General features: G+C 69.2%; 11 protein-coding genes. 3 read left to right on the top strand and 8 right to left on the bottom strand.

Going from position 1 to position 12,814, the window contains the following annotated elements; all coding sequences use genetic code 11:
- Positions 1-142: 142 nt before the first annotated feature.
- Positions 143-1,078, top strand: coding sequence for a DUF998 domain-containing protein (locus ABD197_RS02430; RefSeq protein ID WP_344051232.1), 936 nt, complete (start codon positions 143-145; stop codon positions 1,076-1,078).
- 22 nt (positions 1,079-1,100) lie between these two features.
- The gene (locus tag ABD197_RS02425; RefSeq protein ID WP_344051230.1) at positions 1,101-1,709 is read left to right on the top strand and encodes an antibiotic biosynthesis monooxygenase; all 609 of its coding nucleotides are present in this window, start codon (positions 1,101-1,103) and stop codon (positions 1,707-1,709) included.
- A 143-nt stretch (positions 1,710-1,852) separates the two neighbouring features.
- On the opposite strand, the gene ABD197_RS02420 is transcribed toward ABD197_RS02425, so the two are convergent.
- The 4 genes from ABD197_RS02420 to ABD197_RS02405 form a co-directional block, all read right to left on the bottom strand.
- A complete protein-coding gene (locus ABD197_RS02420; RefSeq protein ID WP_344055780.1) occupies positions 1,853-5,395 on the bottom strand; it encodes an efflux RND transporter permease subunit in 3,543 nt (1,180 codons plus the stop codon).
- Positions 5,396-5,490: 95 nt separating this feature from the next.
- Positions 5,491-5,880: a fluoride efflux transporter FluC gene (locus ABD197_RS02415; protein ID WP_344051228.1), complete on the bottom strand. Its 390-nt coding sequence runs from the start codon at positions 5,878-5,880 to the stop codon at positions 5,491-5,493.
- On the bottom strand, positions 5,877-6,326 hold the full coding sequence (locus ABD197_RS02410; protein WP_344051226.1) for a fluoride efflux transporter FluC: 450 nt from the start codon (positions 6,324-6,326) through the stop codon (positions 5,877-5,879). Before ABD197_RS02410 ends, ABD197_RS02415 begins: the two co-directional genes overlap by 4 nt.
- A 36-nt stretch (positions 6,327-6,362) precedes the next feature.
- Complete coding sequence (locus tag ABD197_RS02405; protein WP_344051224.1) at positions 6,363-7,325, bottom strand: DNA topoisomerase IB; 963 nt, start codon at positions 7,323-7,325, stop codon at positions 6,363-6,365.
- A gap of 279 nt (positions 7,326-7,604) precedes the next feature.
- Here ABD197_RS02405 and ABD197_RS02400 point away from each other — a divergent pair, with 279 nt between their 5' ends.
- Positions 7,605-7,769 (top strand): hypothetical protein, encoded by a 165-nt coding sequence (locus tag ABD197_RS02400; protein WP_179430109.1) that lies wholly within the window; start codon positions 7,605-7,607, stop codon positions 7,767-7,769.
- Positions 7,770-7,868: 99 nt separating this feature from the next.
- On the opposite strand, the gene ABD197_RS02395 is transcribed toward ABD197_RS02400, so the two are convergent.
- The 4 genes from ABD197_RS02395 to ABD197_RS02380 are packed head-to-tail and all read right to left on the bottom strand — an operon-like array spanning position 7,869 to position 12,672.
- The gene (locus ABD197_RS02395; protein WP_344051220.1) at positions 7,869-9,557 is read right to left on the bottom strand and encodes a glycoside hydrolase family 13 protein; all 1,689 of its coding nucleotides are present in this window, start codon (positions 9,555-9,557) and stop codon (positions 7,869-7,871) included.
- Between the two features lie 51 nt (positions 9,558-9,608).
- The gene (locus ABD197_RS02390; RefSeq protein ID WP_344051217.1) at positions 9,609-10,520 is read right to left on the bottom strand and encodes a carbohydrate ABC transporter permease; all 912 of its coding nucleotides are present in this window, start codon (positions 10,518-10,520) and stop codon (positions 9,609-9,611) included.
- On the bottom strand, positions 10,520-11,428 hold the full coding sequence (locus tag ABD197_RS02385; RefSeq protein ID WP_344051215.1) for a carbohydrate ABC transporter permease: 909 nt from the start codon (positions 11,426-11,428) through the stop codon (positions 10,520-10,522). The genes ABD197_RS02390 and ABD197_RS02385 overlap by 1 nt, the downstream gene beginning before the upstream one ends.
- On the bottom strand, positions 11,425-12,672 hold the full coding sequence (locus tag ABD197_RS02380) for an ABC transporter substrate-binding protein (protein WP_344055779.1): 1,248 nt from the start codon (positions 12,670-12,672) through the stop codon (positions 11,425-11,427). Before ABD197_RS02380 ends, ABD197_RS02385 begins: the two co-directional genes overlap by 4 nt.
- Positions 12,673-12,814 lie beyond the last annotated feature (142 nt).

Genomic DNA, 12,814 nt, shown 5'->3' with positions numbered 1-12,814 from the left:
TCTCAACCCAAGCAAAGACTGCCGGGGGGGAGCCTTTTTGCCCACCAGCACCGACGATCCGGGGGACGAAGCGGCTGCGCCTGAGCACCTGTGAGGCGAGAGCGCTGATGCTCTCGCCTCACGAAAGGCCAAGACCGCAGCCGTGGCCCTCCTCGCCGACGCACCCTCATCCCTCCGCCTGGTCGCGCCCCGGCGCGCCGCTTCGCGCGCCCTGACGACCCTCGGTACCGGTAACGCCTCGCAGGTCGGCTATGCCACCGCCGCGCTTCTGGTCATCGGCCTGCTGATCTCGATCGCGACCACTCCCGACCCCCTGTGGTGGCACCTGCACTTCAGCAGGCTCGGCACCTTCGCCACGTTCTCGGGGTACGTGTTCAACTCGACGATCATCCTGACCGGGGTCGGTGTGGTGTTCTTCGCGCACCGCCTGCGGCGCCAGATGCGTCAGCACGCCGGTACCGCCGTTCTGCGCAACCGGCGCTCGGCGACCTTCGTGCCGATCATGGTGGCGTTGCTCGGCATCCATCTGTCCTTCGTCGGCGTGATCCCCGTGAACCTCAACGAGTTCTGGCACGACCGCTCGTCCACCGGCGCCGTGTTCTGCTTCGTGATCGTGCTGTCCTCGACGAAGTGGATGCTGCGCGGCATGCACGCGGTGATCGGGCGAGCGAGCCGACGCGTCGGGATCGGCCTGGTCGCGACCGTCGTCCCCTACGTCGCGGGCTTCATCAACCTCGCCGCCTTCGAGCTCATCGTCTTCGTGCAGGTGTTCTACTGGCTGCTGCTGTTCGCCGGCACGATCGGTCGTCCGACGGATGCGCCCGCCGCGCCGACGCCGTCGCGGACGGCCAGCATGCACCGCACGGTCGTGGTGGCTCCGCGGCTGCCGGCCGAGGTGGCTGCCGGCCTCTCCCGTCGCACCCCGCGCCTGCGCCCCGAGGTGATCGCGCGTCACACGCCGCGGCCCGAGCGTCGCGAACCGCGTGCGCCCCTCGTGCACGGACGCGCGGCCCGCTTCCAGTCTGCCCGCCGGGTGTCGGCCGGCCGGGGCGATCCCGAGCGGCCGGCTCTCGTCTGATCCGCTCGCCGAGAATCGATACATGGCTGAGAACGACCCCCACCCGATCACGGTCGCGATCGAACGGCGCATAGACCCCGCGCGCGCCCCGGAGGCGACCGCGTGGATGCAGGCCGGCACCGATCTCGCGACGACGTTCGAGGGCTTCCTCGGGTCAGGGTGGGTCCGCGCCGGCGAAGGCAGCGACCTCTGGTACATGCTCTACCGGTTCCGGGACATCCCGACCCTGGAAGCGTGGGACGACTCTCCCCAGCGGGCGTGGTGGCTCGATTCCGGCCGCGCCTTCGCGAGCGAGGTCCGCGTCGAACGCCGGACGGGCATCGAGGGCTGGTTCGACGCCCCCTTCGCGACACACGTCGAGAGCCGACGGGGAGCCGACGCGCCGGCCACCGGTCCCATCCAGCATCCGATCCCGGCCGCTCCGCCCCGCTGGAAGCAGGCCGTCACGATCTGGCTCGGTTTCTTCCCGACGAACCTGCTCGCCTCCTGGGCCCTGGGTTACGTCCCGGGATTCGCCGACTGGCCTCTCGTGCTGCGGGTCCTGCTGGCGACGGTCCTGCTCACGCCGGTGATGACGTACCTGGTACTCCCGTGGGTCACACGGATGCTGCGTCCCTGGCTGCAGCGCTGACCACGCTCTGCGACCGCGGTCCGCGGGACGCGCGGCCCCGGGCGACGCGCTCCTTCGAAGCGCGCGGAATCAGGAGCTTCGGCGAAGACAGGACGATCCGCGTCTGTTCTGTCCTGTTCTGGCCGAAACGCCTGTTCCGGTGCTCAGACCCGGCCGTCGGGGTGCGCGCCGGGCTCCCCCTGCTCGGACTCGGGCTCGGACTCGGACTCGGGCGCGGGCTCGGACTCGGGCGCGGGGTCCGGCTCCGGCTCCGGCTTGGGCGAGGACTCGGGCTCGGGCTCGGGCTCGGGCTCACCCTGGGTGTCTGACTCGCCCTCCGCAGCGGGTTCCGCGGCACGCTCGGGCGTCTCCACGTCCGGGCCCTCCTCGATGAGCGGAACGTCGGTCGTCGGAGCGCTCTGGACATCCTCGGTTCCGGGCGTCTCGACGTCCGGGCCCTCCTCGATGAGCGGAACCTCATCGACGGCGGGCGCATCGGATGCCGCACCCGCGGATTCCGCCTGACCGACGACCGCCGCACCCGCAGCCGCCTCGCGCGCGCGCAGCTCGCGACGCGTGAGGACGGGCACCGCGGCGGCGCCGACGAGCGCCGGCTCGACCGCAGGAACCGACTCGCCGCGCCGCGCCGCGCGACGCTCCTTCGCCCCCTCGACGAGGTTGTAAAGGGTGGGCAGCACGAGCAGGGTCAGGACAGTCGAGGACACGAGTCCCCCGATCACCACGATCGCGAGCGGCTGCGAGATGAATCCGCCCTGACCGGTGATGCCGAGCGCCATCGGGGTGAGCGCGAAGATCGTGGCGAGCGCGGTCATCAGGATGGGTCGCAGACGACGCGAGCCACCGGCGATCGTCGCATCGTGGGCGGAAAGGCCCTTCGTGCGGTACTGGTTCACGAGGTCCACGAGCACGATCGCGTTCGTGACGACGATGCCGATCAGCATGAGGACGCCGATGAGCGAAGCCACCCCGAGCGGGACACCCGTGATGATCTGCAGCAGGATCGCCCCGGTCGCGGCGAACGGCACCGAGACCAGCAGCAGCAGCGGCTGACGGAGCGACTTGAACGTCGCGACCATGACGATGTAGACGATCAGGATCGCCGCGAGCAGCGCGAGCCCGAGCTGCGTGAACGCGTCCTGCTGCTGGGTCACGACGCCGCCGACCTCGGCGTTCGCGCCGGTGGGCAGCTCGACATCGGCGAGGGCCGCGGTGACGGATGCAGATGCCGTGGCGAGATTGTCCGTCGAGGGTGTCACCGATACGGTGGCGGTGCGCTGTGCGCGCTGCGTCGTGATGGAGGTCGGTCCTTCGGACTCCTCGACGGTCGCGATCTGCGAGAGCGGTATGACGCCGACCGCGCTCGGGATCTGCAGGTTCTGCAGCTCCTCGATAGTGGTGGGCGGGTCGGCGACGGCGAGGTAGACCGTGACACCGGTGCCGTCGATCTCCACAGACCCGGCCTGACGGGGCTGCATCGTGTTCGACACGAGCCCGCCGACTGCGACTTCGGAGAGCCCCACCTCGGCAGCGGCCGCGGTGTCGACCGTGACGGCGACGTACGGGAGCGCCGCGGCGAGGTTCGTGGTGACCTGCCCGACTCCTTCCGCACCCTCGACGGCCGCGACGACCGCGTCGGTGGCCTCGAGCAGCGTCGCCTGGTCGGGAGCCGACACGTCGATCGCGATGTCGCTCGAGCCGAAGCCGCCGCCCTGCGTCGACACGGTCACGGTGCCGACGTCGTCGAGCTCGGCCACAGCCGCCTCGACGTCGGCCCGCACCGCGGTCTGATCGGCGGAGGTGTCCGTCGTCACGGAATACGTGATGCCGCCGACGCCGGTGAACGCGTCGCGGACGGCGGAGCCGCTGGATCCGATCGAGGTCTGAACCGTCTCGACCCCGTCGACCGAGAGCAGGGCTGCCTCGACCTCCTGGGCGGCGGCATCCTGTGCGTCCAGGCTCGCGGCCGGACCCACGTCCTGCGAGACGGTGAACGTGTTCTGACCCGAGTCGCCGAGGAAGTTGGTCTTCATCAGCGGCGCCGCGGCGATCGTTCCGGCGAGCACGAGGACGGCGATGATCACAGTGACCCAGGAGTGCTTCAGCGTCCAGGTGAGGATCGGCAGGTAGGCCTTCTGCAGTCGCGACGGGGGTGCGGCGGGGTCCTCGGGATCGATCGCCCGGCCGGCGGCATCCAGAATCGGCTTGCCGGGGCGCAGGAACCAGTACGCGAGGACCGGCACGATCGTGAGCGCGACGAACAGCGACGCGGTCATCGCGATCGTGACGGTGAGCGCGAACGGGCGGAACAGCTCCCCCGTGATGTCTCCGACGAAGGCGATCGGCAGGAACACGGCGACGGTCGTGATCGTGGATGCCGTGACCGCGGCCGCGACTTCGCGGACGGCGCGGAGGATCGACGGCAGCTTCTCGGCGTCGCCGACGTAGTGACGCTTGATGTTCTCGATCACGACGATCGAGTCGTCGACGACACGACCGATCGCGATCGTCAACGCACCGAGGGTCAGGATGTTCAGCGAATAGCCGAACGCCTGGATGCCGATGAAGGTGATCAGCACGCTCGTCGGGATCGAGATCGCCGTGACGAGGGTCGAGCGCACCGACATGAGGAAGATCAGGATCACGAGCACCGCGAACACCAGGCCCAGCAGGCCCTCCTTCGCGAGGGTGTCGATCGATTCCTGGATGTAGGGGGCCTGATCGAACACAACCGTGATCTCGGCGTCGTCGCCGATCGCGTCCTGAAGGTCGGGAATCGCCGCGTTCACGGCCTGCGAGACCTCGACGGTGTTGGCCGACGGCGTCTTGGTGACGGCGATCGTGAGCGCGGGCTCGCCGTTCACGCGGGAGATCGAGGTGACCGGGTCCGGACGGAGTTCGACCGTGGAGACGTCCCCGACCGTCACCGCGCCCGCGGCGAACTGCTCCGGAGTGGAGGCGACGAGCGGGAGACCCTGGATCTGCTCGACCGACTCGAGCTTCGTCCCGGTCTGCACGGTGAGGGTCTGATCGCCCTCGGTCACGGTGCCGCCGGGGAACAGCACGCCGTTCTGCTCGAGCGCGTCCGAGATCGCCTGCTGCGTGTAGCCGCGCTCGGCGAGGGCGGCGGTGTCGGGCGTGATCGTGACGCGCTGGCCCTGGCCGCCGACGACCTGCGCGGAGCTGACGCCGTCGATGTCCTCGAGCTCGGGGATGACACTCGCGTCGAGCTGGGCCTGGATCGTCTCCTGGTCGCTGTAGCCGGCGACGGCGAGCTGGATGACCGGGAGGTCGTCGATCGAGAAGGACACGACGTTGGGGTCGACGCCCTCCGGCAGGTCGAGTCGGTTGATCGCCTGCGTGATCTTGCCCTCGGCGCGGGTGAGGTCGGTGCCGTACGTGAAGGACGCGCGGACGATCGACGCGTTCGTCGTGCTCGTCGCGGACGTGGACTCGAGGCCGGGCACGCTCTGGATCGCCGTCTCGATCGGCACGGACACGTCGTTGTTGACCACCTCGGGCGAGGCGCCCGGGTACGTCGTGATGATCGAGAGCTGCGGGAACTCGATCGACGGGATCAGCTCCTGCTTCAGGCTCGTCAGCGCGAGACCGCCGAAGACGGCGGCCACGATCGTGATGAGGGCGATGAGCGCGCGGTTCTTGAGGCTCAGGACGGCGAGGTTGGACACAGGGGCCTTCACGGTGCGATGAGGTCTAGCTGCGGATGGATACGCGACTGTATCCGTTCCGATTCTCGCACGTGCCCGGGCCGCTCTCGCCCGTGTCAGCGCGGGATCAGACCGCCGATCACACCGCCGACGAGGAGTCCCACCGCGGCGGCGATCACGCCGCTGACCGCCGTCCCGATCAGATTGAGCCACCCCCAGTCGCGCCTGCCGGTCTGCAGGAGCAGAGCGGATTCGGTCGAGACCGTGCTGAAGGTCGTGTAGCCGCCCAGGAGCCCCACTCCGAGGATCGCGACGACCGGCGCGGCGAGCGCGTCGCCGAGGCCGGTCACGATGCCGAGGGCGAGCGAGCCGGTGACGTTCACGATCAGGATGCCGAGCGGGAAGACCCCGCGGCGGCCGCGCTGGATCGCGACGTCGAGGATGTAGCGGAGGCCGGCGCCCAGCCCACCGGCGAGCGCCACCAGGAGAATCTGCATCAGGGTCATTCGGCGTCCTCCGGCGGCTCGCGCCGAGCGGGATCCCCCGCCGCCGACCGTCCGATGCGCAGTCCCAGAGCCGCCGCCACCAGACCGACGAAGACGGCGATCGCGGCGAGCAGCAGCCCGGTCACCGGGGCGAGGGCCCCCACCTCGCCGACCTGCACGGCGAACGCGCTGTAGGTCGTGAAACCGCCCAGGACACCGGTGCCGACGAAGGCGCGCGCGAGCGGGCGGCGGTCGTCCCACAGTCCCACGACCACCCCGAGGGCGAACGAGCCCGCGATGTTGACCGCGAGCGTGACGGCGGGAAGCACGATCCAGCTGTCCGACTCCGCGACGGGCAGCACCAGCAGCGCCCGCAGCGCCACACCGATCGCACCGCCGAGGACCACGGCGCCGAGGATCCGCCACGAGAACGCTGAGCCTCGGGTGGTCGGGGTGCGCGCCGCCATGCGACCCACTGTAGGGGCCGGGCGGGCGATGACCCGTCAGCCGAGCAGGAGTCGCTGGATCGCGCTCTCCGGCGACAGGTCGAGCGAGAGCAGTCGTCCGCGTTCGTACGCCGAGAACACCGCCGGGTCGATGTAGCTCGCCCGGGCCACAGCCGGCGTGTTGCCGAGCGCCTCCGACGTGGCACGTACGGCGAGGGTCTCGGCGCGCTTGCGCTGCGTCGCGGTGTCGACGGTGCCGATGCGGGCGAGCGTCTCGGCGGCCATGATCGTGCCCCTCAGCGTCCGGAAGTCCTTCGCCGTGAAGGCACCCCCGGTCAGAGCGCGCACGTGGGCGTTCACATCCGCCGGAGTGAGCGGCACGCGCCGGTTGCCGCGGCGATACGACAGCAGCGGCGAGCGCGGACGCCCCGCGCCGAGCTCCGCCATCACGGCGGCGAGCTCCGCGTCGTCGACTTCGATGTAGGCGCGCTTCCCGCTCTTGCCCGGGAACGAGAGGGTGAGGACGGATGCCGCCACGGTGGCGTCCCGGCGCTGCAGAGTGGTCAGCCCACGACTGCCGTGCCGTTCGAGGTAGCGCGCGGAGCCGATCCGGGGCGCGGCCTGATCGAGCAGACGGAAGGATGCGGCCAGCACACGCTCGCGGTCGAGCTCGTCGCGACGGAGGGCGCTCGTCACACGTCCACGCGCGTGCGGCAGGGCGGCGGCCAGTTCGAGCGCGCGGGAGAACTTGCGCCGGTCGCGGCGTTCGCGCCAGCGCGGGTGGTAGAGGTACTGGCGCCTTCCGGCATCATCGATCCCGACGGCCTGGATGTGGGCGTGCGGGTTCGCCGCGATCCAGACGTCCTGCCACGCGGGCGGGATGACCAGCGCTCGGATGCGCTCGCGGTCCGGCGCGGGGATCGCGTCGCCGTGCTCGTCGAGATAGCGGAATCCGCTGCCGGAGCGCTGCCGGCGGTATCCGGGGTCTTCTCCCGGGCGTACCCGGACCAGTCGTGCCACGTCGTCTCTGTCTCGTCGAAGGGTGCCGAGGGATCCTCGGCACAGCCGTGAGTGCCTGGCCCGACGGTACGCGCCCGCGGGAGAAGGCACGGAGGGCTTGACACTCGACGGCCCGGCACAAGCACGCGCGATGCGCTGGTCAGCGTGTTATCACCGGTTTTCGCGGTCCGTCAACCCCCTGCCGCGTTCGCACAGCACAGTGACAGAGTTCTCGCGTGCCCCCCGAGGCATCCGGATCGCGCGTCACCCACGCGGACCGGCGACAGAAGGAGTACCACCATGAACCTCGCCCTGATCATCATCATCGTCATCGCGGTCATCCTTGCGATCTTCGGCGGACTGAACTCGGCGCTGAGCTGGCTCCTGTGGGTCGCGCTCATCGTCGGTGTGATCGCGCTGATCGTCTTCCTGTTCCGCGTCATCAGCGGCAGCCGCCGCACCTGAAATCGTGTCAGCCGTCTTGGCTGACCCGCTCCCCCCGGAGCTCGGATGCCGTGTCCCGACGAATTCGTCGAGACACGGCATCCGGTGTCTCGGGGGGCCTCAGGCGCTGGGCGCGACCAGCCACGCCGTGGACTCGCCGAGAACCGTACCGGGAGCCGCGTCCGCGCTGGCGAGGACGACCTCGCCCTCCAGCGCGTACGGCTCGGTCCCGAAGTTCGTCACGACGCTCCACCCGTTCGGCCTTTCGAAGCGCAGCACGTCGGCCCGCCCTGTCTCGACCCACGTGAGGGCCTCCGGCCCCTGCAGCTCGTGTCGCAGCGCGAGCGCGCGGCGGTAGAGCGTCAGGGTCGACGCGGGGTCGGCCTCCTCGTCCTGTACGGATGCCGCCGCGAACCACTCCGGCTGCGGAAGGTGCGCGCCCGCGGCGCCGAACCCGAAGGATGAGCCCTCGCGCGTCCAGGGCAGCGGCACGCGGCATCCGTCCCGGCCGAGGTCGACGCCCGGGCTGCGGAAGAACGTCGGGTCCTGCCGGTCCTCGTCCGCGATGTCCCCGACTTCATGGAGCCCGAGTTCCTCCCCCTGGTACAGATACGCCGAGCCGGGCAGTCCCAGGACGAACAGGGTGGCGGCCCGCGCCCGGCGAAGGCCGCCGACGCGATCGACATCGGACTGCCTGCCCCCCGACAGCAGCCACTCGTTGCCGTGCTTGAGCGCGGGCCGCCCGTCTGCGCCGCGCGCGGGCCGAGCGAGCCCGTAGCGCGTGGCGTGCCGGACCACGTCGTGGTTGGACAGGACCCACGTCGTGGACGATCCGGAGGATGCCGCGAGGGCGAGGTTCGCCGTCACGATCCGATGGAACTGGTCGGCGTCGAAGTCGGCCTCGAGCAGGTCGAAGTTGAACGCCTGGCCGAGACTCTCGGCGCTCGCGTACAGCGGAACCCGGGACGGGTCGACCCACGCTTCCGCCACCGCCGTGCGGGGCGGGTCGTACGAGTCGAACACCTGGCGCCACTCGGCGTACACCTCGTGCACGTCGTCACGGTCGATCATCGGATGCCGGCCGTCGCGCGGCAGGGAGTCGAGCTCGGCCTGCGACGGCAGCGGCTCGGTCAGGTCCTTCGTGAGCATGTGGGCGACATCGATCCGAAACCCGTCGACGCCGCGGTCCGACCAGAAGCGGAGGGTCGTGAGGAAGTCCTCGCGCACCTCCGGGTTCGCCCAGTTCAGGTCCGGCTGCTCGACGGCGAAGTTGTGCAGGTACCACTGGCCGTCGGCCACCCGTTCCCATGCGGACCCCCCGAACGTGGAGACCCAGTCCGTGGGCGGCTCGCTGCCGTCCGGGCCCAGGCCCTCGCGGAAGATGAACCGGTCGCGCGCGGCCGAGCCGCGGCCGGCGGCCAGTGCCTCCTGGAACCACGCGTGCAGATCGGACGTGTGGTTCGGGACGATGTCCACCACGACGCGGATGCCCGCCGCGTGCAGCGCGGCCACCATCGCATCGAAGTCCTCGAGCGTGCCGAGCCGGGGATCCACATCGCGGTAGTCGGCGACGTCGTAGCCGCCGTCGGCCAGCGCCGAGGGGTAGAAGGGACTCAGCCAGACGGCGTCCACCCCCAGTCCGGCGAGATAGGGGACGCGCGACGTGATGCCCGGGATGTCCCCCAGTCCATCGCCGTCGGCGTCGGCGAAGCTGCGGGGGTACACCTGGTAGACCACCGCCTGGCGCCACCAGGCGGCGTCCTCGGTCGAGAAGGTGGGGTGGGAGAGGGAGTCGAGAACAGTGGTCACGGAGACCGGGTTTCCTTTCTTCGATGGGGACTACGGTGGTGGAACGGGTTCTCAGCCCTTGACGGCACCCTGCGTGACGCCCTCCATCACCCATCGCTGAGTGAAGAGGTAGACGACGATCGCGGGAGCCATGGCCATCAGGTACGACGCGAAGGCCACGTTGTAGTTGTTGCTGAACTGCGTCTGGAAGAGGTTCTGACGCACCGGAAGGGTCTGCAGCGCCGGGTCGGAGATGATCAGCGACGGCATCATGAAGTCGTTCCAGGCGTAGAGGAACGCGAAGATGCCGACCGTGGCGCTCATCGGCGCCAGCAGCGGGAAGATGATCCGCCAGAACGTCTGCCAGGTCGACGCGCCGTCGATGCGGGCGCTCTCCTCGAGTTCGAGCGGGATCGAGCGGAGGAATGCGGTGAACAGCAGGACGCTGAAGCTCAGCTGGAACATCGTGGCGAGGATGATCACGCCGAACGGGTTGTCCAGGCCGACCCGGCCCGTGAGCTGGATCTGCGGGAGCGCGACGACCGGGAACGGGATGAACATCGCCGCGAGCAGGTAGAAGAACGAATACCGGAACAGGCGCCGATCCCAGTTGCGCACGATCGCGTAGGACGCGAAGGCCGCGAGCACGATCGTCGCGATCACCGTGCCGGCCGTCACCAGCAGCGAGATCGCGGCGCCGATCGGGAACTTCGTCAGCGTCCATGCCTGCACGAACCCGTCGATGCTGAACGGCGCCGGGAGTGAGAAGGCGTTGCCGTCGACGGCCTGACCGGTCGTCTTGAACGCCATCGCAAGCGTGACGTACAGCGGCAGCAGCACGGTCACGGCGCACAGGATGAGGATGATCGTCGTCGACCAGTTCACCCGATCCGTGAGCTTCGCACGCGGGGCGGGTCGCGTCTTCTGCAGCCCGACGGAGACATCGGCCTGCTCGAAGGCGAGGGCCGGCTGAGTGGTGGTCATCAGAACTGGTTCCTTCCACGCGTGAGGGAGAGCTGCAGGACCGAGATGAGCACGGCCACGATGAAGAAGATGGTGGCGTTGGCCATCTGGTAGGCGTAGTCGCCGCCGTTGAACCCCGCGATGATCGTCATCGCGATGCTCCGCGTCGACGTGCCCGGGCCGCCGTTCGTGAGGCCGACGATGATGTCGTACGCATTCAGGAAGCCCTTGAACCCGAGGATCACGTTGATCACGACGTACCCGGCCACCAGGGGCAGGGTGATGCGCAGCAGCTGCTGGGTCTTGGACGCCCCGTCCAGATCCGCCGCCTCGTAGACGTCGCCCGGGATCGAGAGCAGCCCCGCGATGTAGATGAGCAGCGTGCCGGGGATCGCCTGCCACGCGGTGACGATCACGATCGCGACCCACGCGAAATCGGGGTTGGCGAGCAGGCTCGTCTCCAGGAACGGGATGCCGAGCGCGCCGGCCGCGGTGGGTACCGAGTTGGAGAACAGGAAGTTGAAGACGTAGGCGATGATGATGCCCGAGATCACCATGGGGATCACGAAGATCGCGCGAAGGCCCGTCTTGAAGCGGATGCGTGCGGTGAGGCCGACCGCGAGCAGGAACGCCACCACGTTGACGACGATCACAGTCGCCACCGAGAACCCGAACGTGAACAGGTAACTCTGCAGGATCGCCGGGTCGCTGAAGAGGGCGATGTAGTTCGTGAGCCCGTTGAAGCTCCACTCGCCGATGCCGATCGAGTCGGTGAAGCTGAAGAAGATGCCGATGATCCCGGGCACCGTGATCGCCAGCGTGAACAGCACGAGGCTCGGCAGCAGGAACAGGTAGTAGATCGGTTCGACGCGACGCGTGCTGCGCCGTGCCGCCGTGTCACCCGCGGTGACGATCGTGGAGGTACTCATCCGGCAGACTCCTCTGTCTGGGTGGCGACGATCGGAGCGCGGAAGGCGATGCGAGCCCAGTCCGCGTCCATGGTGCGCAGGATGCGAGCGGGGTCGGTCCCCAGCACCATCGCCTGCGCGTAGTTGAAGACCGGCAGCGTCTTGGGGACCAGCACCGACGGCCCCTGGTAGATCCGGCCCTCCTGGTAGTAGGGGATCATCCCCGCGATGCGCGGATCGTCCGGCGCGGGGGCGTCCGTCGTGGGCGTGAACCCGAGCTGCGAGGCGTTGTAGGCCTCGATGATCTCGGGCTGGTAGAGGTACTCGAGGAAGTCGCGGGCGGCCTCCTTGTGGCGCGAGCCCTCCGGGATCATCGCGGCGAGGTCCATGTTGACGCGCACCTCGAGGTCGTCGGGGTCGTCCGTCAGCGGCAGCGGGAACGTCCCGAGTTCCAGATCGGGCGCCGTCTTCGCGATCTCGCCGAAGGCCCACGGCCCCTGGAGGTACATCGCGGCCTCGCCATTGCTGAACGCGAGGTTGCCGTCGCCGTAGCCACGGCTCGGTGCGTCCTCGTTCACATAGTCCGAGGCCAGTCGGGTCATCTTCTCCATCGGCTCGGCGAAGTCCTTCTGGAACGACACGGTCGAGTCGGGCCCGACCTCGGTACCCTCCGCGTTCATGCCGTCGAAGAAGTCGATGACATCCAGCGAGCCGCCGACGGAGTAGTCGTACCAGCCCTGGCCGACCGTCCAGTCATCCTTGAACGTCGCATAGAACGGAGTGACCCCGGCCGCCTGCAGCGCGTCGCACACCTCGAGCAGCTCGCTCCAGGTCTGCGGCACCTCGAGGCCGTTGTCGGAGAAGATCTGCGTGTTGTAGATGACGGATGCCGCCATGACGGAGTACGGGAGGGCGCTGATGCGCCCCGCGCAGCTGCCGTACTGATCCAGCAGAGGCTGGAGGTCGTCACGGACCGTGGCCGCGGCATCCGTACCGCTGAGATCGCTCAGCGCGCAGCGCTGCACGAACCGCGCCACTTCGAAGTTGTAGTTGGCGAGCATGATGTCGGGCGGATTGCCGCGGACGAAGCTCGCCGAGACGACGTCGACTCCCGACGTGTCCATCTCGACGCGCACGTCGTCCTGCGACGCGTTGTAGTCGGCGACGACGGTATTCATGAACTCGAGCGCCTCGCGCTTGCTGAAGGTGAACCGGATGGTCTCGCGCCCGTCCGCTGAGCAGCCCACCAGGAGCGTGCCGACCATCGCGCCGAGCAGTCCGACGGCGACGGCCGTGGACGCCGGCCCTCTCCGTCGTCGGAATCGATCAGCCACGTCGCCGTCCTTTCTGCGGTCGTCTGCGGCGACGACCATTTGGTTGGGGGAGTAGATTTAATGTCCGAATCAA

Origin of the sequence: Microbacterium lacus (genome assembly GCF_039531105.1) — a bacterium.
GTDB classification, from domain to species: domain Bacteria; phylum Actinomycetota; class Actinomycetes; order Actinomycetales; family Microbacteriaceae; genus Microbacterium; species Microbacterium lacus.
Note: the sequence above shows the minus strand (reverse complement) of the source record. Positions and strands in the feature narration are given on the sequence as shown.